Origin of the sequence: Burkholderia sp. (genome assembly GCF_018375725.1) — a bacterium.
Taxonomy (GTDB): domain Bacteria; phylum Pseudomonadota; class Gammaproteobacteria; order Burkholderiales; family Burkholderiaceae; genus Burkholderia.
The window spans coordinates 23,199-43,197 of sequence record NZ_JAHACR010000007.1 but is presented as its reverse complement, the minus strand read 5'-3'; the positions used below and the strand labels follow the sequence as shown (position 1 = coordinate 43,197).

The window sequence follows — 19,999 nt, the reverse complement described above, 5'->3', positions numbered from 1 at the left end:
CGCCGCCCGGCGCGCGCTCGACGATGTCGAACGCGTCCGAATTCGCAATCGCGATCACCGACACGAGACTGTGCGCGGTGCGGGCGACCGCATCCTGGTCGAAGGTGATCAGGAGATCGCCTGCCTCGACGCGCGTCCCCGCCTCGATATGTGCGACGAAGCCCCGCCCGTTCAGCTCGACGGTGTCGATGCCGACGTGCAGCAGGATTTCCGCGCCTTGCGGCGTCGTGATCGTCACCGCGTGACCGGTGCGCGCGAGATGCGACACGACGCCGGCGCACGGCGCGACGAGCTTGCCGTCGAGCGGATCGATGCCGATGCCGTCGCCGAACATCCCGCCGGAGAACACCGGATCGGGCACATCGGCCAGCGGAACGATCGGCCCCGTGAGCGGAGCAAGCAGAACGATCGGATCGTGGGTGGGGCTCTTCAACTGGGACTCCTCGGCGCGTCTCATCGGCGTTCTCGGCTCATCAATGCGTTTCGGTGACTTTGTTCAGGTGGCGCGGCGTATCGGGATTGCGGCCGCGCACGACGGCAAGCTCCGCCGCCATCACGTAGAACGAAAGAATGGCGGCGATCGGATCGAGCGCCGGCTGCGCGGACGTGGCGATCGGCAGCGTCGCGCCGGACGTGCCGGCGGGCGCGGCAAGCAGCACGGCGGCGCCGCGCGCGCGCATGTCGGCCGCAAGTTGCAGCAGACCCGTCTGCTCCGGCCCGGGCGGTGCGAACACGAGCAGCGGATAGTCGCGGTCGATCAGCTCCATCGGGCCGTGACGAACCTCGGCGCTCGAGAACGCTTCGGCCTGGATGCCGGAGGTTTCCTTGAGTTTCAGCGCGGCTTCCTGCGCGATCGCGAGACCGGAGCCGCGGCCGATCACGATCATCCGTTCGACGTCGGCCAGCGCCGCGACAGCCGGCGACCAGTCGAGCGCGGCGGCCTGCCCGAGCACGCCGGGCAGACCGTGCAATGCGTCGACGAGCGCGGCGTCGCGCTGCCAGAACGCGACGATCTGCGCGGACAGCGACAGCATCGCGATATAGCTCTTCGTCGCCGCAACCGACAGCTCCGGGCCGGCGAGCAGCGGCAACGAGTGCGCGCATGCATCGGCGAGCGGCGACGGCAGCACGTTGACCGCGGCGACCGTGCGCGCGCCGGCTTCGCGCAGCGCGGCCATCGTGTTGACGAGATCGGGGCTCTGGCCGGACTGGGAAAAGGCGATCGCGAGTTGGTCCCTCACCCTCAGCGGCGCCTGCTGCAGGGTCGCGACCGACATCGGCAGCGACGCGACCGGCACGCCGAGACGGCTCATCGTCAGGCTCGCGAAATACGCCGCGGCGTGATCCGAACTGCCGCGCGCGACCGTCAGCACGACCGCCGGCGGATGCGCGGCAAGCTGCGCGGCGAGCGCCTCGACACGCGAGGTGTCGGCGAGTTGCGCGGCGACGACCCGGGTGGCCTCGCGCGCCTCGTTAAGCATATTCGACAATCGGTTCTCCTTCGACGTAGGTCGCGGTGAGGTTCAGATCGCGATCGAACACCGTGAGATCGGCCCATGCGCCGCGCGCGATACGGCCCCGATCGGCAATGCCGAGGTAATCGGCCGCATAGCGCGACATCCGGTTCGATACGTCGGCGAGCGGCAGGCCGAGCGACACGAGGTTGCGCAATGCCTGATCCATCGTCAGCGTGCTGCCGGCCAGCGTGCCGTCGGCAAGACGCACGCCGCCGAGGCACTTCGTCACGTGCTGGCTGCCGAGCCGGTATTCGCCGTCGGGCATGCCGGTGGCCGACGTGCTGTCGGTCACGACATACAGGCGCGGAATCGCGCGCAGCGCCGCACGGATCGCACCGGGATGCACGTGCAGCAGGTCGGGGATGATCTCCGCGTATTCGGCATGCGCGAGCGCCGCGCCGACGAGGCCCGGGTTGCGGTGATGCAGCGGCGACATCGCGTTGAACAGGTGCGTGAAGCCGCACGCACCGTGCTTGAGCGCGGCGACTGCGTCGTCGTAGGTCGCGAGCGAGTGGCCGAGCTGCACGCGCACGCCGCGCGCGGCCATCTCGCCGATGATCTCGATGTGCCCGGCGATTTCCGGCGCGAGCGTGACGACGCGGATCGGCGCGATCGACAGATACTTCAGCACTTCGTCGAGTACCGCCGACACGGCCGCGTCCGGCTGCGCGCCGAGCTTGCCGGGATTGATGTACGGCCCTTCGAGATGCACGCCGAGCACGCGCGCGCCACCCGGCGTGCGGGTGCGCGCAACGTCGCCGAGATCCGCGACGACCTGCATCAGCTCGTCGCGCGGCGCGGTCATCGTCGTCGCGAGCAGGCTCGTCGTGCCGTATTGCGCATGCGTGCGGGCGATCGTCTCGATTGCGTCGCCGCCTTCCATCACGTCGGCGCCGCCGCCGCCGTGCACGTGCAGGTCGATGAAGCCGGGCAGGATGTACGGCGCGTCGTTCCTGGCGGGATCGGCGGATGCGCCCGCGAGCGACGTGATGCGGCCGTTCTCGAATTCGATCGTGCCGTGGACCCAGCCTTCGGGCGTCAGTATGTTTCCGGTCAGCATGAGCGTTCCTTGATGATCGGGTGACGCGACGAAGCGCGTCGTGATTCCCGGCTGCCGCGGCGGCTGCGGCGGCTGCGATGGACATCGCAGCGCCCGTTCGGGCCAGCCGGTTTCCGGTGCCGCCGGGGCGTCGCGCGACGTCCGGACACCGTCGAAAGTGAACGAATTATATAACCACCATAATACCAGTCAACAAACTGGTATTAATCGCTCGGAATTCGTCGGAAGCCTTGTACCGTAAGCGGTTTAGTTCCGACAAACCCTTTGTTTACAACATCTTGCAGGATAGGTATTTACCCGATGAGGTGTGCGTTCACGTGACTTCGGGCGGCAAATACACAGCGCGGTGGTTCGGCAAATAGATACCGGAATAGAACCAGTCCACGCATCGGCATGCGCGACGCCATGTCAGTGGAATTCGCGGCTCGATGTGCGCAGGCCGCCAAGCCAGGACGTCAGATCCTCGAGATGCTGCGCGATCAGGTGTCGCACATCGCTCTCGACCTGCCAGACGCCCGACACCGCGAGCAATTGCGAATCGAGCGTCTCGCGGCGCTGCCGTTCGAGCAGCTCCGGCCGCACGATCACATTCACGCAGCCCGTCTCGTCCTCCAGCGTCATGAACAGCACGCCCTTCGCGGTGCCCGGCCGCTGCCGGGCCGTCACGATCCCGCAGGCGCGCGCGAGCTGGCCGCTGCGCCGGCCTTGCAATGCCTCGGCCGACGCCAGCCGCCGCGCGCGCAGCGCGGGACGCAGCAGTGCGACCGGATGCCGGTTCAGCGTCAGGCCCGTCGTATCGTAGTCGGCGAGGATATCGTCGGCCTCGGACGGTGCGCCGAGCACGGGCTTCACCGGCTCGTCGATCGGCGCGGCGGCGAGCAGGCCGCGCTCCGGCACCGCCGCAACCGCCTGCCAAAGCGCATCGCGCCGGTTGCCGGCGAGCTCCGCGAGCGCGTTCGCGGCGGCGAGCGCCGTCAGATCGCGACGCTCGAGCTGCGCGCGGCGCGCGAGTTCGTCGACACTCGCAAACGGCCCCGCCGCGCGCGCCGCCTCGATCCGTCGCGCGGCGGCCTCGCCGAGGCCGCGCACGAGCGACAGGCCGAGCCGCACCGCCGGCTGATTGCCGGGCGATGCCTGACCGGACGGCGCTTCAAGCGATGCCTCCCAGCCGCTTGCCGTCGCATCGATCGGCAGTACCGTCACGCCATGGCGCCTGGCGTCCTGCACGAGCTGCGCGGGCGGATAGAAACCCATCGGCTGGCTGTTCAGCAGTGCGGCAAGAAAGATCGCCGGCTCGTGGCACTTGAGCCAGCTGCTCGCGTAGACGAGATGCGCGAAGCTCGCCGCGTGGCTCTCCGGGAAGCCGTATTCGCCGAACCCCTTGATCTGCTCGAAGATCTGCTCGGCGAATTCCGGCGGATAGTCGCGCGCCCGCATCCCGTCGACAATCTTGCGGTGATACGGCTCGAGATTGCCCTTGCGTTTCCATGCCGCCATCGCGCGGCGCAGTGCGTCGGCCTCGCCCGGCGTGAAGCCTGCCGCGATGATCGCGATCTGCATCACCTGCTCCTGGAAGATCGGCACGCCGTGGGTACGCTCGAGCGCCGGCCTCAGCGCCTCCTTCAGGTAACTGACGGGCTCGATCCCCTGCCGCCGCTTCAGGTACGGATGCACCGCGCCGCCCTGGATCGGCCCCGGCCGCACGAGCGCGACTTCGATCACGAGGTCGTAATAGGTGCGCGGCTTCAGCCTCGGCAGCATCGACATCTGCGCGCGCGATTCGATCTGGAACACGCCGACCGTATCGGCGCGGCAAATCATGTCGTAGGTTGCCGTGTCGTCCAGCGGAATGTCCGGCATCCCGAATGGCTTGCCGCGCCATGCCCCCACCATGTCGAACGCGCGATGCAGTGCCGACAGCATCCCGAGTGCGAGCACGTCGACCTTCATCAGCCCGAGCGCTTCCAGATCGTCCTTGTCCCACTGGATCACGCGCCGCCCGTCCATCGCCGCATTCTCGACCGGCACGAGCCGCGTGAGCTTGCCGCTGCTGATCACGAAGCCGCCCGAGTGCTGCGACAAGTGGCGCGGGAAACCGAGCAGCCGCGCGGCGAACTCGGCCCATGCGCGGATCAGCGGTGTGTCGGGATCGAGCCCGACCGACGCGAACTGCTGGAGCAGATCGCGGCTGCCGTCGAACCGGCGATGCCCTTTCGCGACCCGTTCGATCAGCATCGGATCGACGCCGAGCGCCTTGCCGGTCTCGCGCAGCGCGCCGCGCGGACGATACGTCGACACGGCCGCGGCAAGTGCGGCACGGTTGTGGCCGTATTTCCCGTACAGATACTGGATGACTTCCTCGCGCCGCTGGTGCTCGAAATCGACGTCGATGTCGGGCGGTTCGCCGCGCTCGCGGCTGATGAAGCGCTCGAACAGCAGCGTGCTCTGCTCCGGACTCACCTCGGTGACACCCAGGCAATAGCAGACGACCGAGTTCGCCGCCGAGCCGCGGCCCTGGCACAGGATGTCCTGGCTGCGCGCGTATTTGACGACGTCATAGACCGTCAGGAAGTACGGCTCATATTTCAGCTCGGCGATCAGCTTCAACTCGTAGTCGATCCGCTCCCGCACATGATCGGGCACCTTGCCCGCATAGCGCCGGCACGCGCCCGCCCAGGTTTCCTGCTGCAGGTAGCTCGCGGGCGTGTGCCCTTCCGGCACGATCTCGTGCGGATACTCGTAGCGCAGCTTGCCGAGGTCGAAATGGCACGCGTCGAGCATCCGGCAAGTCTGCGCCAGCTCGTCGGCATCGAACAGCTGCGCCAGCCGCTGACGCGCACGCAGATGCTGCTCCGCGTTCGGCGCGAGCGCATAGCCGCATTCGGCGACCGGCATGCCGAGCCGGATCGCCGTCATCACGTCCTGCAGCGGCTTGCACGAACGCGCATGCATCGTCACGTCGCCGAGCGCTACGACACGCATCGCGCGCCGGCTGCCGGCCTTGCGGATGAGCTCGCGCTGCGCCCCGTCGAGCGCGCGCTGCAACTGGACGAGGCCGAGCCGCGCGCGTTCGCCGAATACCGCATCGAACCACGCGACCTGCGCATCGAGGACGTCCGCACGCACCGGATAGGCCGGCACGAGTATCGCGAAACAATCGGGCACGCCGCGCAGATGCGCATATTCAGGCGGCGGCGACGACAGCATGCGCGGCGTCAGCCGGTAGGTGCCCTTCGGCGCGGCCATGCGCCGCCACGAAATCAGCTCGGACAGGTTGCCGTAGCCCTCGCGATTCCGCGCGAGCAACACGAGGCCGAACGCGCCCGGGCCGGGATCGTGGCCCGGTGCGACATCGTCCGGCGTTACGTCGAAGTACGCGCCGACGACGAGCGGCAGCCCTTTCGCCTGCGCGGCGACGTGCATCCGCGGCGCACCGGCGAGCGAGCATTCGTCGGTGATCGCGATGCCGCGATAGCCGAGCGCCGACGCGCGCTCGACCAGCTCGTCCGCGGACGACGCGCCATGCAGGAACGAGAAGTTCGAGCGGCAGAACAGCTCCGCGTAGTCGGGCAGGAACCTGAATTCCTCACGCATCGCCGCTTACCCGAAAAGGCCGTGCAGATACCAGCGCGGCCCGGCGGCATCGCGGCTGCTCGTCCGCTCCTGATAGATCCAGTAGCACGCGCCGTCGTCGTCCTGCGCGACGTAGTAGTCGCGCGCAACGGGCTGGCCGTCGTACCAGCCCGCCTCGATCCGCTCGGCCGACGACATGAACCGGAGCGGCGTGCGGAAAAACGGCCGGTTCTCGCGGGTCGACAGCGGCTGCGGCTCGGCCAGCAGCCATGCAGGACGCGGCGCCGCGGCGGCCGGCGCGCCGTGCTTGCCGGCCGCCGCGGAAATCGGCAGCCAGCGGTTCGCCGCCTCGGGCCGGTGATCGGCGACGGGGGCCGCCTGCAGCACGTTATCCGCGCCAAGCCGCGCGATCAGCAATTCCACCAGCCGCGCACGCGCTTCCCGCGTGCCGCCGGGCTCGGGAAACAGGTCGTCGGCGGGTGGCGCGACCGACTCGACACGCGTGACCGTCAGCCGCACCGCGATCACCGCCGCGGGCAGGGCGACACGCGCGAGCCGCTCGCCGAGCAGCCGCATGAAATGCGCCTCGTCGCGCGCCGGCTCCGCGAACGCAAGTTCGAGCGACGTTGGCGGCACCGCTTGCCGGCCGCGCTCATGCTCGAGACCGAACGTCATCGCGGCCAGCGACAGCTGCCGCGCGGCAAGCCAGCCGCAGAGCTGCACGACGAGCCGCCGCGCGACGAACAGCACCGCCTCCGCGTACTCGACCCGCTCCGGCAATTCGAGCCGCGCATCGAACACGGGCGGCACCGGCATCCACGCGAGCGGCTCCGCGGCCGCGCCATACGCGCGGTCGAGCGCAGCAAGCAGCGCGGGACCGCAGCGACGCTGCAGCCCGGCACGCGGCAGGCGGCGCAGATCCGCGAGCGTGCGGCAGCCGAGACCGTCGAACCAGCCCGCATACGGACGCGCATCAGGCAGCAGTTCGCACGGCAGCGCATCGAGTATGCGCACGAGCGATGCCGTGCGGGCAACGCGCCGCCGTGCGCCCGAGCGGCCCGATACGCGCGCGAGCAGCCATGCGCCGCGCGCGGTCGGGGCGGCGGAAAGGTTCGCCGCATAGCCGAGCGCCGCGAGCGTCGCGCGCACCTGGCGGCACAGCGACGGCAGGCCGCCGAACAGACGCAGGCTCGCACCGACGTCGACGATGAGCGTCGCTTCGCCGTCGAGCGCGACGCACGGCGAAAAACGCAGCAGCGCGAGCGCGACCGCGCGCAGCGCATCGGCCTCGCGCGCCGGATCGCGCTCGACGAGCTGCGTGTCAGGCGACAGCGTCAGCACGCCGCCGCGCTTCATGCCCGCCCGCACGCCCCGCGCACACGCGGCCGCATCGGCGATCAGCACGACGCCCTGCTCGAGCACGGCGCAGCCCGCCCGGCCGTCAGGCGGCGCGGACGCGCACACGTCGAGCGGCAGGCGCGGCAGATGGATGCCGAGCAAGACGCGCATAGCGGCCCTCCACGATGGGCGAAGACAGTTCGAGCACGAGCGGCTCGCCGTGCTCGGGCCCGCGGCGCTTGACGATCTCGACCGACACGCCGCCCGGCACCGGCTGGAGCGCGATGCGCAGCACCGCCGGCGACGGCTGCCGCGCAGCCGCGAGCGGACGCAGCATCACGAACAGCGTGTCGCCGGCGCGCGCGGCGGCGAGATGCAGGCGCCGCAGCGCATCGGCGCGGACGTCCGGCTGCCAGAACAGCAGTGCGCCGCAGCAGCCGGTCTTGAGCGCCTGCTCGGCGGCCCAGAGCGCATCCGCGCCGCGCCCGGCGCGCAGCCACATCATCGCGTCGAGCGGCACGCCGAGCTCGGCGAGCGCGCCCGCGTGCGGCGACTGCGGCGGCGCGACGAATGCGAGCGGCCGCCGCGCGCTGACGGCGCGCGCCAGCGCCGGCGCGAGCAGCCGCATTTCGCCACAACCGGGCTGCGCGGCCAGCAGTTCGACGAGGGCGCCGACGGGCCAGCCGCCGCCCGGCAATTCGGCCGACAACGCCGCGAAGCCGGTATCGACCGTGCGCGGACCGCCCCGGGCGAGCTGGGAGCCGCGCCAGAGCGAAGGGTGCAGCGTTTCGGGGGAGAGGGAGGATGCGAGCATGACGCCACCGATAACTGTATGGATATACAGTATATGGCAAGACGCCGCTGCGTGACAGTCCCTGCGCGGGCATCCGCGACGGACGAAAAAAAGGGCCTGCATGTGCAGGCCCGGCTTACCGCTTGGCGTTCGACGCGATCAGAACGACGCGACCATCGAACCCTTGAACTGCTTCCGGATGAATTCCTTCACTTCCGGCGACTGGTATGCCTTGACCAGCTTCTTCACCCACGGCTGGTCCTTGTCCTTCGCGCGCACGGCGATCAGGTTCGCGTACGGGCTCGTCAGCGATTCGAGCGCGATCGCATCCTTGGTCGGCTGCAGGTTCGCGGCGAGCGCGTAGTTCGTGTTGATCACGGCCGCATCGACGTCCGGCAGCACGCGCGGCAGCTGCGCCGCATCGAGTTCGGAGATCTTCAGCTTCTTCGGGTTCTCGGCAATGTCGAGCACGGTCGCGTTGTTGCCGCCCGTGCCTGCACCCGCCTTCAGCTTGATCACGCCCTGCGACTGCAGCAGCAGCAGCGCGCGGTTCTCGTTCGACGGATCGTTCGGCACCGCGACCTTCGCGCCTTGCGGCAGGTCCTTCAGCGCCTTGACCTTCTTCGAGTAGACGCCGATCGGCGAGATATAGGTCAGGCCCGCGCCGACGATCTTGTAGCCGCGCTGCTTCACCTGGCTGTCGAGGTAGGGCTGGTGCTGGAAGCTGTTCGCGTCGAGGTCGCCTGCGTCGAGCGCCGCGTTCGGCTGCACGTAGTCGTTGAACTCGATGACCTTCACGTTCAGGCCTTCCTTCTGCTTCGCGACCTTCTGCACCAGTTGCCAGACTTCCGCGTCCGGACCGGCGACCGTGCCGACCTTGATCACCTTGTCCTGCGCCTGAACGCCCGCCGACATCGTCAGCGCAGCACCGGCCGCCAGCACGGAAAACACCTTCAGGAGACTGCGACGCTTCATCTGTTTCTCGCTTTCTAGCAAACTAAAAAAGGACGCGATGCGGGTATGCCCGGGCTCGCGGGAAAGTCGCAAATGGTGTCACAGGATCGAAAGGAAGTGAAATACATCCCGCTTATATAGGTATGCGTCATGCAGACGTCCGGCCGGAGAGCGGGCCGCGATCCGGCCGACGACGCCTTTGTTCATTGCGCCCGCCCCTTTCATCTCGTCGTCGCCCGCATGGTCCGCGTCACGCGACCGCGGTTTCCGCGACTGTCTCCGCGGCACGCACGGGCTCGTCCGTCCGGACCGCCGCCTTGCGTGCCGCCGCCCCGGCCTCGCCGATCCGGAACGCGCCCACCGCGTCGCGCAGGCTCGCGGCCTGTTCCTGCAGCGACGCGGCGGCCGCCGCCGCTTCCTCGACGAGCGCGGCGTTCTGCTGGGTCACCTGATCCATCTGCGTGACCGCGAGTCCGACCTGCGAGATGCCGCTCGCCTGTTCCTCGGACGCCGCCGCGATCTCGCCCATGATGTCCGTCACGCGCCGCACCGCCTGCAGGATCTCGCCCATCGTCGTGCCCGCCTGCCCGACGAGCGACGAGCCGTTGCGCACACGCTCGACCGAATCGACGATCAGTTCGCGGATCTCCTTCGCCGCCGTCGCACTGCGCTGCGCGAGCGACCGCACCTCGCCCGCAACGACCGCGAAGCCGCGGCCCTGCTCACCCGCGCGCGCCGCCTCGACCGCCGCATTGAGCGCCAGGATGTTGGTCTGGAACGCGATCCCTTCGATCACGCCGATGATGTCGGCGATCTTGCGCGAACTGTCGTCGATCTCGCCCATCGTGCCGATCACGCGGTTTACGACGTCGTGTCCCGTGCGCGCAATCTCCGACGCGTTGTTTGCGAGCCCGCTCGCCTGCCGTGCATTGTCGGCGTTCTGCTTCACAGTCGCGGTCAGCTGCTCCATGCTCGCGGCGGTCTCCTGCAGCGACGCGGCCTGCTCCTCGGTACGCTGCGACAGGTCGTCGTTGCCGGACGCGATCTGGCGGCTCGCCGACGCGATCGATTCGGCCGACTGGCGGATGCCGCCGATCGTCGTCTGCAGGCGCGCCTGCATGTCACGCATCGCCGCCATCATGCTCGTGCGGTCGTCGGCGCGCACCGGCACCGGCTGCGACAGGTCGCCCTGCGCAATGCGCGTGGCGAGCGCGGCGGCGGCGTCCGGTTCGCCGCCGAGGCTGCCGCGCACGTTGCGGATGATCACGATCATCGCCGCCGTGATCACGAGACCGATCACCAGCACGACCGCGAGATGGCCGAGCAGCGTTTCGTAGTAGACCGTATCGATGTCCTTCAGGAAAACGCCGCTCGAGATGTTCCAGTCCCACGGCACGAAGCGCGTGACATAGCTGATCTTCGGCACCGCGGTCTCGCTGTGCGGCAGCCGCCCGCGATATTCGGCGAAGCCGCGGCCGGTGGCTTTCGCTGCGTTCAGGATCGTGACGAACAGCGGTTTGCCGTCCGGATCCTTGTAGTCGCCGACCTGCGTGCCGACCAGTTTCGGCAGCGTCGGATGCATCAGCACGACCGGCTGCGAATCCATCACGAACAGATAGCCGGAATCCCCGTAGCGCATCGCCGCGAGGCTGGCGAGCGCGTCGCGCTTCGCATCGGCCTCGGACAGTTTGCCGCCCTGCGCGAGCGCGTGATACGCACTGACAATGCCCGCCGCCGAATCGACGAGATTCGCGATGCCCGCCTTGCGCTCCGCGAGCATGGTCGCGCGCGTCTCGAACGCGCTCCATGCGCCGACGCCCAGCAAACCGATCCATACCAGCGCAAGCGCGAGCCACAGCTTGCGGTTCAAACTCATTCTGCTCATCGTACGTGCCTTGTTGTCGATATCGATGTCGATGGTTGACGCAACGCATGCGCGCACGGCCTGCGGCGCGCAAACGATTGCAGCGGTATTACGGCAATGAGGCTTACTACTTGAATACGACGCGACAGGCGGGATCGCGCTGTGCTAAAAAATCGCCGTGCCGGGGCGCTGCGCCCGGGCGATATTCCGAGGCCAGTCATGTACGTCATCGACATCCACTACACCGCATCGCTCGAGCGCATCGACGACGCGCTCGAACGCCATCGCGCGTATCTTCAGCCGCTTCTGGACAGAGGGATTTTCATTGCGGCGGGACCGAAGGTGCCGCGCGACGGCGGCGTGATCCTCGCCGCGCGTATCGATCGCGACGAGCTCGAGGCGATCCTCCAGACCGACCCGTTCGTCATGGAAGGGCTCGCGACGTATCGCGTGACGGAATTCCGCATGACGCGCGCGGCGCCGGGCTTCAATCTGCCGGCGCTGCCGTAAGTCACGCATGTCGCAGGCGCGTGCGCATCCGGGCACGCGCGCGGCGCGCATGCGGCTCATGCCGATCGTGGCGGCAAAACAGGCAGGAAAAAAGAGAATGCGTGACGGCGCGCCGTCACGCCAGGCCGCCCGGTCGAGCAACCAGGCCGCCGACGCCGGTCAGTCGAGCAGCAGCTTCAGGTCGTGCACCCAGGAAGCCGGCCCCTGGCCGTCGCGCACGAACAGCCTCAGCTTGCCGTCCGGGTCGAACACATAGCTCGCGGCCGTGTGATCCATCGTGTAGCTGTCGGGCGTCTTGCCGGGCACCTTCGCGTAGTAGACGCGGAAGTCCTTCGTCACCTTCTTCAGCTGCGCTTCGTCCGCCGGACGCAGGCCGATAAACGCGGGATTGAACGCCGGCACGTACTGGCCGAGCAATTGTGCGGTGTCGCGCGCCGGATCGACGGTGACGAACAGCACCTGCACGCGCTTCGCCGCATCCGGCCCGAGCTGCTTCAACGCCTCGGACAGCTCGGCCATCGTCGTCGGGCACACGTCCGGGCAATGCGTATAGCCGAAGAACATCACGACCGCCTTGCCCTTGAAGTCGGCGAGCGTGCGCATCTTGCCGGTCGTGTCGGGCAGCGCGAAATCGCTGCCGAACTGCGTGTTGCCGGTGATGTCGAGATTCTGGAACTTGGGCGCGTTGTCGCATGCGGAGAGCAGCAGCGCCCCCGCGAACAGGCAGGCGAGCAACCCGCCCTGGCGCGCACGGCGCCCGAACCATGAGAGGAGCATCGCGTTCGATCCGTCCGGTTACGCGCCCAGCAGCGGGCGCGCGTAGTGATCGACGAGCAGCGCCGCGAACAGCAGCGACAGGTAGACGATCGAGTAACGAAACGCCTTGCGGGCAAGGTCGTCGGAATAGTCGCGGTAGATCTTCCACGCATACGCGAGGAACACGGCGCCGAGCAGCACGGCGCTCGTCAGGTACACGGCGCCGCTCATCCCCGAGATGAACGGCATCATCGTGACCGCGAACAGCACCACGGTGTACAGCAGGATATGCAGCCGCGTGAATTTCTCGCCGTGCGTGACAGGCAGCATCGGCAGGCCGGCATTTTCGTAGTCCTTGCGGCGATACAGCGCGAGCACCCAGAAATGCGGCGGCGTCCACACGAAGATGATCAGCACGAGAATCCACGCATCGCCATGCAGCGAGCCGGTCACCGCGGCCCAGCCGAGCGCCGGCGGCATCGCGCCGGACGCGCCGCCGATCACGATGTTCTGCGGCGTCGCGGGCTTGAGCAGCAGCGTGTAGATGACGGCATAGCCGACGAAGGTCGCGATCGTCAGCCACATCGTCAGCGGATTCGTGAAGGTGTAGAGCGTCCACGCGCCGAGGCTGCCGAGCACGCCCGAGAACATCAGGATCTGCGCGGTCGTGATCTCGCCGCGCGCGGACGGACGCCAAGCGGTACGGCGCATCTTCGCGTCGATCTGCTGCTCGACGAGGCAGTTGATCGCGAACGCCGCGCCCGCGAGCAGCCAGATGCCGACGGTGCCGCCGACCAGTACTTTCCACGGCACCATGCCGGGCGTGGCGAGGAACATGCCGATCACCGCGCAGAACACCGCGAGTTGCGTGACACGCGGCTTCGTCAACGCCATGTACTGGGAAAGCCGGCTACCGGGCGATTGGGAGAGGGTGCTTTGCATGGGAACGGTCACGCCGGCGCGGCATCGCGTGCAGACAACGCGACAGGGCCCGGGCGGCTTGTAAGGATTCGAAAGTTTAGCATGACGACCAGCAACAGCAGGATCGCGGCCCCGCCGTTATGGGCGACCGCAACCGGCAGCGGCCACTGCAGCACGATGTTGGTCAGACCCGTCACGAACTGCAGCACGACCACCAGCAGCACGCCGTCCGCCGGCCGCCGCAGCGACGCGAAGCGGCGCATCTTCAGCGCGAACGCGGCCAGGTACGCGACGACCACGAACGCGAACGTGCGGTGCGTCCAGTGGATCGCGACGAGCGCATCCTGCGTGATCGCGTCGCCATCCTTCGTCATGCCGAGCGCGCGCCACAGATGGAAGCCGTGTCCGAAGTCCATCGGCGGGATCCACTGGCCGTTGCAGGTCGGGAAATCGGTGCACGCGAGCACCGCGTAGTTCGTGCTCACCCATCCGCCGAGCGCGATCTGCACGACGAGTAGCACGAGCGCCGCGAGCGCAGCCGCGCGATAGCGCCCGGCTTCCGGTTCGTACGCGGGCAGCGGCGTCTGCCGCGCCGCGAGCCAGCCGAGCGCGCCCAGCAGCGTCAGGCCGAGCAACAGGTGGATCGAGACGATCACCGGCTGCAGCTTCATCGTGACCGTCCAGGCGCCGAACGCGCCCTGCACGACGATCAGCGCGAGCAGGCCCGTCGGCCACCACGGCGAAACATGAAGCGGACGGCGGCGCAGCCGCGCGGCCCATGCAATCACCGTCTGCGCAATGATCAGCACGCCGATCGCCATCGCAAAATAGCGGTGGATCATCTCGATCCATGCCTTCGTCATGCTGACCGGGCCAGTCGGCATCGCCTGATGCGCGGCGGTGATCGCCGCGTGCGCGATGAACGGCGACGACGTGCCGTAGCAGCCCGGCCAGTCCGGGCAGCCGAGCCCGGAATCGGTCAGCCGCGTGAAGCCGCCGAACATCACGAGGTCGAGCGTCAGGAACGTGGTGATCCACACCAGCTTGCGGAACTTGTTGTCGTCCGCCTTCACCCACACGTAGGACAGCGGCAGGAGTGCGATACAGAAGCCGATCAGGCCAAGTTGCAGTAGATACGACATCGGATTCCCTCGTTGCCTTGCCTTATCCGATGCTCGACCACTTGAGCAGCTTCGTGATGTCCGACTTGATCTTGCTCGGGTTCGGATCCTTCGGGAAGCGCATCATCAGGTTGCCGCTCGGGTCGACCAGGTAGATATGCTCGGACGCCTGCGTGCCCGCATCGGCCGGCAACCATGCCGCCACCGCGGCCGGATCGGCAATGAGCTTGCGCGTGTCCGGATACACGTCGCCCACCTTCTGCGGGATCGCACTGCCATCGCTGCGCAGCCAGACCATCGTGATCCGGTGCCGCTCGCCCGCCTGCGTCGCGCGCACCTGGCGCATGAAGTAGAGCTTCTTCGCGCACGCATCGTCGCACGCGCTGCGATCGGTCATCACAAGCAGCCACACCCCGCGCAGCGATGCGAGCGGCATCGTGTGGCCGCTTTCGTCGGTGACGGTCAGGCCCGGCGGAATCGGGCGTTGCGGATCGATCAACGCGCCGTAGTTCGTCGAGCCGCCCTTGGGCTTGATCACGTAATAGGTGAAGTACGACGCGATCACGGGCGCCGCGCAGACGAGCCCGAGGAGCAGCAGCATCCAGCGGCCGCGTTTGCGCGCACCGGGATCGGGCATCGGCGAAACGGGCGCTGCGCCCTGGCCTTGACGGGAAGATTGCATGGACAAATCAGACCTCTCGAAACAAGGCGCGGCATCGCTGCCGCGCATGGGCATCGCGCCGCTTACGCACCGGTCGACTTCTTCGCCGCGCGCCGCGCCGCGTACAAGCCGAAGCCGAGCGCGGCCGCCGCCATGCCCCACCACTGAAACATATAACCGTAGTTGCGCTCGACACCGGTCGTCGGCGCCGGCCAGTCGCGCACCAGCCGGTCGCCGTCGTCGCTCGTCTGCTGAATCACGAACGGCTGCAGCGGCAGGCCGGTTTCCTTCGCAAAGACGGCGACGTCCAGATTCTGGCGAATCTTCTGGTGCGGCGCCGAACCGCCCTCGCCCAGTTCGAATGCGCGCGACGCGTCGGCGCGCGCGATGCCTTCGATTTCGACGTCGCCCGCCGGTGTCGCGAACGGCTCGATCGCCGTGCGATCGGCGATATTGCGCGGCAGCCATCCGCGATTGACGAGCACGTAGCCTCCGCCGGAAAGTTTAAACGGCATCACGACGTAAAAGCCCGGCTGGTCGTTATAGGGCCGATTATCCAGATAGACCGCCAGCTCCGGCATGAACCGCCCCGTCGCGCGCACGCGATGGAATTCGATCGACGCGAGCGGAATCGGCTGTGCGCCGACCGGCACCGGCGACGCGCGCTCGTAGCGCACGATGTTCGCCTCGAGCGCCTCCTTCTGATGCGCGCGGTCACGCTGCCAGAACCCGAGCCGCACCGTGACCGCGATCACCGCCAGGATCAGCAGTGCGGGAAGCCAGCGAATCTTCATCGATCCGCCCGCGGAATGCGTTCGTGAAAGCGCAGTGCGATAATCATCGCCCTCCATTCGAATTGCCGTCGCCCGGTTCGCTTCATGCACATCCTCGTTGCCATCGCCTTCGTCCTCATCATTGCCAGCATGGGCTCGGCGCTCTACTTCATGATGCACGACCGCGGTCATACGAAACGCATGGCCTGGTCGCTCGCCACCCGCGTCGGGCTGTCGATCTCGCTGTTCCTGTTCATCCTGCTCGCAAACTGGATGGGCTGGATCCATTCGACCGGCATTCCGATCGGGCGCTGAATTCCGATCGCCGCCCCGTCAAGCAAAAGCGCCGCCTGACTGAGTCGCGGCGGCGCCCGGTGCAGCTCGCCGACGATGCGTCCCCGCGCCGCCGGCATCAAGTCAAGCGGCCCGCGCATCGCTGCGCGGGCCGCTTTTCATTTACAGCCAGTAGACGACGACGTACAGGCCGAGCCAGACGACGTCGACAAAGTGCCAGTACCAGGCCGCGCCTTCGAACGCGAAGTGCTGATCCGGCTTGAAGTGGCCGCGGATCATGCGCACCAGCACCACGGCGAGCATCGTGCCGCCGAGGAACACGTGGAAACCGTGGAAGCCCGTCAGCAGGAAGAACGTGGAGCCGTACACGCCCGAACCGAGCGTCAGGTTCAGTTCGTTATACGCGTGGAAGTATTCGAAACCCTGCAGGAACAGGAAGCAGACGCCGAGCGCGAGCGTCGCGGCCAGCCATGCGATCGCCTTGCTGCGGTGATTGTCGCGCAGCGCGTGGTGCGAGATCGTCAGCGTCGCGCCCGACGACAGCAGCAGTGCGGTGTTCAGCGTCGGGATCGGCCACGGGCCCATCGTCTTGAAATGGCCTGCGAGCGCAGCGGGACCTTCGTTCGGCCACACGGCGGAGAAGTCCGGCCAGATCAGCTTGTAGTCGAGGCTGCCGAGCTGGTGCAGCGCGATCTCGCGCGCATAGAACAGCGCACCGAAGAATGCACCGAAGAACATCACCTCGGAGAAGATGAACCAGCTCATGCTCCAGCGGTACGACACGTCGACCCGCTTGCCGTACATGCCGCCTTCGGACTCGCCGATCGCATCGCCGAACCAGTGGTACAGCGTGAAGAGGAACCACAGCAGGCCGAGCAGCGCGGTATAGGGCGCCCAGGCCTCACCGTTGATCCACAGTGCGAACGATCCGAGCATGACCAGCAGGCCGACGGCGGCGCTGATCGGGTGCTGCGACGGATGCGGCACGAAATAGTACGGGGTCTGGTTGTGACCGCTCATGCTTGATTCTCCACTTCAGTCCAATTTATGTACCGGAACCGCTCCGGTCTTATTTCTCTCGCGGCGTGACAGCAGCCGCGCTTTCCTGCGCGAACGCCGGAGCGTCCGCAAGGCATCCCTTCGTTTCGCCGTGCGCTCAGCCCACGACCGCGCGCACGATCAGGATCAGCACGGCGATGAACATGCCGGCCGCGATCAGCGCGACGATCAGTACGTGCAGCGGGTTCAGCTGCGTGGCGTCCGCCTCCAGGTCGCGCCGCTTGCGCACCCCGAAGAACGACCACAGCACCGCCTTCAATGCCTGGCCGAACGTACCGCCCCGTTTCGCTTCCGTCATCGTCCCGCCCTCCTTCCTCATGCGCCCGGCTTCGGTGCGTCGGTCCGCCCGGCCGTGCCGCGCGCCGCCGGCGCGGGTGTATTCAGTTCGAAGAACGTGTACGACAGTGTGATCGTCTTCACGTCCTTCGGCAGTTTCGGATCGATCACGAACACCACCGGCATCTTGCGCGATTCGTTCGCGGCCAGCGTCTGTTGCGTGAAGCAGAAGCATTCGATCTTCTTGAAAAACTCGGTCGCCTGCTTCGGCGCATAGCTCGGAATCGCCTGTGCGACGACCGGACGGCTCTGGCCGTTCGTGACGTCGTACACGACCGTCGTCAACTCGCCCGGGTGCACGTCGATGCTGTTCCGCTCGGGCTTGAAACCCAGCGGACCACGCGCGTTCGCGTCCAGCTCGATCGACACCGTGCGGCTGTAGTCGATCTGCGTATTCTTCGCCTCGCGCGCACTGACGTCGCGCTGCACCAGGTTGTTGATGCCCGTTATCTGGCAGATCGCGCGATACATCGGCACGAGCGCGAAGCCGAAGCCGAACATCAGCCCCGCCACGACGAAAAGCTTCACCAGCATCGAACGGTTGAAAGCGCGGTCCACATGGACTTCCGGCTTCGACATACGGCAACTTCCTCGCTACTGCGTCAGTGAGTGGACAACCACCACTGCTTGATCACGACACCCACAAAAAAAACGGCGACGATGCCGAGCAGGATCAGGCCGAGTCGCTTGTTGCCCGCGCGGATCTCTTCGGGCGTACGTCTTTGTTGTGGATTCCGGTTCATCTGGATCTGGGTATTGAACGCCCCGCGTCGCCTGCCTGCGGCGGCAGGCGACAGCGGAGCATCCGGTGGAACTGACTCGATTACTCGACGGTCGGCGGGTGCTCGAACGTGTGGAACGGTGCCGGGCTCGGCACGGTCCACTCGAGGCCCGTCGCGCCATCCCACGGCTTGTCGGAAGCCTTCTCCAGCTCGCCGCCGCCACGGTATGCCGGCAGCACGACCGCGAACAGGAAGTACACCTGCGCGAGACCGAAACCGAACGCGCCGATCGTCGCGATCTGGTTGAAGTCGGTGAACTGCGCCGGGTAGTCCGCATAACGGCGCGGCATGCCGGCGAGGCCCACGAAGTGCATCGGGAAGAACGTCAGGTTGAAGAAGATCATCGACGCCCAGAAGTGGATCTTGCCGCGCGTCTCGTTGTACATCCAGCCGGTCCACTTCGGCGACCAGTAATACCAGCCCGCGAACAGCGCGAAGAGCGAGCCCGCGACCAGCACGTAGTGGAAGTGGGCAACCACGAAGTAAGTGCCGTGGTACTGGATGTCGAGCGGCGCCATCGCCAGCATCAGGCCCGTCAGGCCGCCGAACGTGAACACGAACAGGAAGCCGATCGCGAACAGCATCGGGGTTTCGAACGTTATCGAACCGCGCCACATCGTCGCGAGCCAGTTGAACACCTTCACGCCGGTCGGCACCGCGATCAGCATCGTCGCGTACATGAAGAACAGCTGGCCCGTCACCGGCATGCCGGTTGCGAACATGTGGTGCGCCCAGACCATGAACGACAGGATCGCGATCGAGGCCGTCGCATACACCATCGAGCTATAGCCGAACAGCGTCTTGCGCGAGAACGCCGGGATCACTTGCGACACGATCCCGAACGCCGGCAGAATCATGATGTACACCTCGGGGTGGCCGAAGAACCAGAAGATGTGCTGGTACATCACCGGGTCGCCGCCGCCTGCCGCGTTGAAGAACGACGTGCCGAAGTGGCGGTCGAACAGCACCATCGTGATCGCGCCTGCCAGAACCGGCATCACGGCGATCAGCAGGTAGGCCGTGATCAGCCACGTCCAGGCGAACATCGGCATCTTCATCAGCGTCATGCCCGGCGCGCGCATGTTCAGGATCGTCACGACGATGTTGATGCCGCCCATGATCGACGACGCGCCCATGATGTGCACCGCGAAAATCGCGAAGTCCATGCCCGGGCCCATCTGCGTCGACAGCGGCGCATACAGCGTCCAGCCTGCGGCCGTCGCGCCGCCCGGCGCGAAGAACGAGCCGACGAGCAGCACCGCGGCGACCGGCAGCAACCAGAAGCTGAAGTTGTTCATCCGCGCGAACGCCATGTCCGACGCGCCGATCTGCAGCGGGATCATCCAGTTCGCGAAGCCGACGAACGCCGGCATGATCGCGCCGAACACCATGATGAGGCCGTGCATCGTCGTGAGTTCGTTGAAGAACTCCGGACGCATGATCTGCAGGCCCGGCGAGAACAGCTCGGCACGGATGGCGAGCGCCATCACGCCGCCCGACAGGAACATGATGAACGAGAACAGCAGGTACAGCGTACCGATGTCCTTGTGGTTGGTGGCGAACAGCCAGCGCCGCCAGCCGTGCGGGGTTTCGTGCGCGTGGTCGTCGTGCGCGTGGCCCGCGACTACGTCGTGCCCGATGCTAGACATAAAAATCTCCTAATGCGAATACGTCGACAAACACAACG

The 19,999-nt window shown here is 67.1% G+C and carries 20 protein-coding genes; 2 read left to right on the top strand and 18 right to left on the bottom strand.

Going from position 1 to position 19,999, the window contains the following annotated elements; all coding sequences use genetic code 11:
* From KH616_RS03150 to KH616_RS03115, 8 genes are all read right to left on the bottom strand, one after another.
* On the bottom strand, positions 1-457 hold a 457-nt coding region (locus KH616_RS03150; RefSeq protein ID WP_292236323.1), incomplete at its 3' end, for a PTS glucose transporter subunit IIA.
* Between the two features lie 16 nt (positions 458-473).
* Positions 474-1,481: an SIS domain-containing protein gene (locus KH616_RS03145; protein WP_292236326.1), complete on the bottom strand. Its 1,008-nt coding sequence runs from the start codon at positions 1,479-1,481 to the stop codon at positions 474-476.
* Entirely contained in the window at positions 1,474-2,577 is a 1,104-nt protein-coding gene (gene nagA / locus KH616_RS03140; RefSeq protein ID WP_292236320.1) for an N-acetylglucosamine-6-phosphate deacetylase, read from the bottom strand. Before nagA ends, KH616_RS03145 begins: the two co-directional genes overlap by 8 nt.
* A gap of 408 nt (positions 2,578-2,985) precedes the next feature.
* Positions 2,986-6,171, bottom strand: a complete 3,186-nt coding sequence (locus KH616_RS03135) for an error-prone DNA polymerase (RefSeq protein WP_292236318.1) — start codon at positions 6,169-6,171, stop codon at positions 2,986-2,988.
* Positions 6,172-6,177: 6 nt separating this feature from the next.
* Positions 6,178-7,659, bottom strand: coding sequence for a DNA polymerase Y family protein (locus tag KH616_RS03130; protein ID WP_292236315.1), 1,482 nt, complete (start codon positions 7,657-7,659; stop codon positions 6,178-6,180).
* The gene (imuA, locus tag KH616_RS03125; RefSeq protein ID WP_292236312.1) at positions 7,592-8,302 is read right to left on the bottom strand and encodes a translesion DNA synthesis-associated protein ImuA; all 711 of its coding nucleotides are present in this window, start codon (positions 8,300-8,302) and stop codon (positions 7,592-7,594) included. The genes KH616_RS03130 and imuA overlap by 68 nt, the downstream gene beginning before the upstream one ends.
* Positions 8,303-8,440: 138 nt before the next feature.
* Positions 8,441-9,256, bottom strand: coding sequence for a MetQ/NlpA family ABC transporter substrate-binding protein (locus KH616_RS03120; protein WP_292236310.1), 816 nt, complete (start codon positions 9,254-9,256; stop codon positions 8,441-8,443).
* Between the two features lie 229 nt (positions 9,257-9,485).
* Complete coding sequence (locus KH616_RS03115; RefSeq protein WP_292236309.1) at positions 9,486-11,120, bottom strand: methyl-accepting chemotaxis protein; 1,635 nt, start codon at positions 11,118-11,120, stop codon at positions 9,486-9,488.
* A 198-nt stretch (positions 11,121-11,318) separates the two neighbouring features.
* Between KH616_RS03115 and KH616_RS03110 the strand changes: the two genes are divergently transcribed.
* Entirely contained in the window at positions 11,319-11,609 is a 291-nt protein-coding gene (locus KH616_RS03110) for a YciI family protein (protein ID WP_292236307.1), read from the top strand.
* A 159-nt stretch (positions 11,610-11,768) separates the two neighbouring features.
* Here KH616_RS03110 and KH616_RS03105 read toward each other — a convergent pair whose 3' ends face one another.
* From KH616_RS03105 to KH616_RS03085, 5 genes are all read right to left on the bottom strand, one after another.
* The gene (locus KH616_RS03105; RefSeq protein ID WP_292236305.1) at positions 11,769-12,386 is read right to left on the bottom strand and encodes an SCO family protein; all 618 of its coding nucleotides are present in this window, start codon (positions 12,384-12,386) and stop codon (positions 11,769-11,771) included.
* An 18-nt stretch (positions 12,387-12,404) separates the two neighbouring features.
* Entirely contained in the window at positions 12,405-13,307 is a 903-nt protein-coding gene (gene cyoE, locus KH616_RS03100) for a heme o synthase (RefSeq protein ID WP_292236304.1), read from the bottom strand.
* 8 nt (positions 13,308-13,315) lie between these two features.
* Positions 13,316-14,428: a heme A synthase gene (locus tag KH616_RS03095; RefSeq protein WP_292236303.1), complete on the bottom strand. Its 1,113-nt coding sequence runs from the start codon at positions 14,426-14,428 to the stop codon at positions 13,316-13,318.
* 22 nt (positions 14,429-14,450) lie between these two features.
* Positions 14,451-15,089: a cytochrome C oxidase subunit I gene (locus tag KH616_RS03090; RefSeq protein WP_292236302.1), complete on the bottom strand. Its 639-nt coding sequence runs from the start codon at positions 15,087-15,089 to the stop codon at positions 14,451-14,453.
* A 62-nt stretch (positions 15,090-15,151) separates the two neighbouring features.
* The gene (locus KH616_RS03085; protein WP_292236301.1) at positions 15,152-15,862 is read right to left on the bottom strand and encodes an SURF1 family protein; all 711 of its coding nucleotides are present in this window, start codon (positions 15,860-15,862) and stop codon (positions 15,152-15,154) included.
* Between the two features lie 84 nt (positions 15,863-15,946).
* Between KH616_RS03085 and KH616_RS03080 the strand changes: the two genes are divergently transcribed.
* Positions 15,947-16,156, top strand: coding sequence for a twin transmembrane helix small protein (locus KH616_RS03080; protein ID WP_292236299.1), 210 nt, complete (start codon positions 15,947-15,949; stop codon positions 16,154-16,156).
* Positions 16,157-16,297: 141 nt separating this feature from the next.
* On the opposite strand, the gene KH616_RS03075 is transcribed toward KH616_RS03080, so the two are convergent.
* From KH616_RS03075 to ctaD, 5 genes are all read right to left on the bottom strand, one after another.
* Positions 16,298-17,155 carry a cytochrome c oxidase subunit 3 gene (locus KH616_RS03075; protein WP_292236297.1) on the bottom strand — a complete coding sequence of 286 codons (858 nt, stop codon included), beginning with the start codon at positions 17,153-17,155 and terminating at the stop codon, positions 16,298-16,300.
* 136 nt (positions 17,156-17,291) lie between these two features.
* Positions 17,292-17,492 (bottom strand): DUF2970 domain-containing protein, encoded by a 201-nt coding sequence (locus KH616_RS03070; RefSeq protein WP_292236290.1) that lies wholly within the window; start codon positions 17,490-17,492, stop codon positions 17,292-17,294.
* Positions 17,493-17,509: 17 nt separating this feature from the next.
* Positions 17,510-18,109, bottom strand: coding sequence for a cytochrome c oxidase assembly protein (locus tag KH616_RS03065; protein WP_292236289.1), 600 nt, complete (start codon positions 18,107-18,109; stop codon positions 17,510-17,512).
* A 23-nt stretch (positions 18,110-18,132) separates the two neighbouring features.
* Positions 18,133-18,273, bottom strand: a complete 141-nt coding sequence (locus KH616_RS03060; RefSeq protein ID WP_292236287.1) for a cytochrome oxidase small assembly protein — start codon at positions 18,271-18,273, stop codon at positions 18,133-18,135.
* A gap of 80 nt (positions 18,274-18,353) precedes the next feature.
* A complete protein-coding gene (ctaD, locus tag KH616_RS03055; RefSeq protein WP_292236286.1) occupies positions 18,354-19,961 on the bottom strand; it encodes a cytochrome c oxidase subunit I in 1,608 nt (535 codons plus the stop codon).
* Positions 19,962-19,999: the final 38 nt, after the last annotated feature.

What these genes read in the sequence shown, in the direction of transcription:
- cyoE (WP_292236304.1), bottom strand. Translation starts at nt 13,307, where the DNA reads ATGCAAAGCACCCTCTCCCAATCGCCCGGTAGCCGGCTTTCCCAGTAC.
- nagA (WP_292236320.1), bottom strand. Translation starts at nt 2,577, where the DNA reads ATGCTGACCGGAAACATACTGACGCCCGAAGGCTGGGTCCACGGCACG.
- KH616_RS03080 (WP_292236299.1), top strand. Translation starts at nt 15,947, where the DNA reads ATGCACATCCTCGTTGCCATCGCCTTCGTCCTCATCATTGCCAGCATG.
- KH616_RS03145 (WP_292236326.1), bottom strand. Translation starts at nt 1,481, where the DNA reads ATGCTTAACGAGGCGCGCGAGGCCACCCGGGTCGTCGCCGCGCAACTC.
- KH616_RS03095 (WP_292236303.1), bottom strand. Translation starts at nt 14,428, where the DNA reads ATGTCGTATCTACTGCAACTTGGCCTGATCGGCTTCTGTATCGCACTC.
- imuA (WP_292236312.1), bottom strand. Translation starts at nt 8,302, where the DNA reads ATGCTCGCATCCTCCCTCTCCCCCGAAACGCTGCACCCTTCGCTCTGG.
- KH616_RS03060 (WP_292236287.1), bottom strand. Translation starts at nt 18,273, where the DNA reads ATGAACCGGAATCCACAACAAAGACGTACGCCCGAAGAGATCCGCGCG.
- KH616_RS03070 (WP_292236290.1), bottom strand. Translation starts at nt 17,492, where the DNA reads ATGACGGAAGCGAAACGGGGCGGTACGTTCGGCCAGGCATTGAAGGCG.
- KH616_RS03065 (WP_292236289.1), bottom strand. Translation starts at nt 18,109, where the DNA reads ATGTCGAAGCCGGAAGTCCATGTGGACCGCGCTTTCAACCGTTCGATG.
- KH616_RS03090 (WP_292236302.1), bottom strand. Translation starts at nt 15,089, where the DNA reads ATGCAATCTTCCCGTCAAGGCCAGGGCGCAGCGCCCGTTTCGCCGATG.
- ctaD (WP_292236286.1), bottom strand. Translation starts at nt 19,961, where the DNA reads ATGTCTAGCATCGGGCACGACGTAGTCGCGGGCCACGCGCACGACGAC.
- KH616_RS03135 (WP_292236318.1), bottom strand. Translation starts at nt 6,171, where the DNA reads ATGCGTGAGGAATTCAGGTTCCTGCCCGACTACGCGGAGCTGTTCTGC.
- KH616_RS03115 (WP_292236309.1), bottom strand. Translation starts at nt 11,120, where the DNA reads ATGAGCAGAATGAGTTTGAACCGCAAGCTGTGGCTCGCGCTTGCGCTG.
- KH616_RS03110 (WP_292236307.1), top strand. Translation starts at nt 11,319, where the DNA reads ATGTACGTCATCGACATCCACTACACCGCATCGCTCGAGCGCATCGAC.
- KH616_RS03105 (WP_292236305.1), bottom strand. Translation starts at nt 12,386, where the DNA reads ATGCTCCTCTCATGGTTCGGGCGCCGTGCGCGCCAGGGCGGGTTGCTC.
- KH616_RS03130 (WP_292236315.1), bottom strand. Translation starts at nt 7,659, where the DNA reads ATGCGCGTCTTGCTCGGCATCCATCTGCCGCGCCTGCCGCTCGACGTG.
- KH616_RS03120 (WP_292236310.1), bottom strand. Translation starts at nt 9,256, where the DNA reads ATGAAGCGTCGCAGTCTCCTGAAGGTGTTTTCCGTGCTGGCGGCCGGT.
- KH616_RS03085 (WP_292236301.1), bottom strand. Translation starts at nt 15,862, where the DNA reads ATGAAGATTCGCTGGCTTCCCGCACTGCTGATCCTGGCGGTGATCGCG.
- KH616_RS03075 (WP_292236297.1), bottom strand. Translation starts at nt 17,155, where the DNA reads ATGAGCGGTCACAACCAGACCCCGTACTATTTCGTGCCGCATCCGTCG.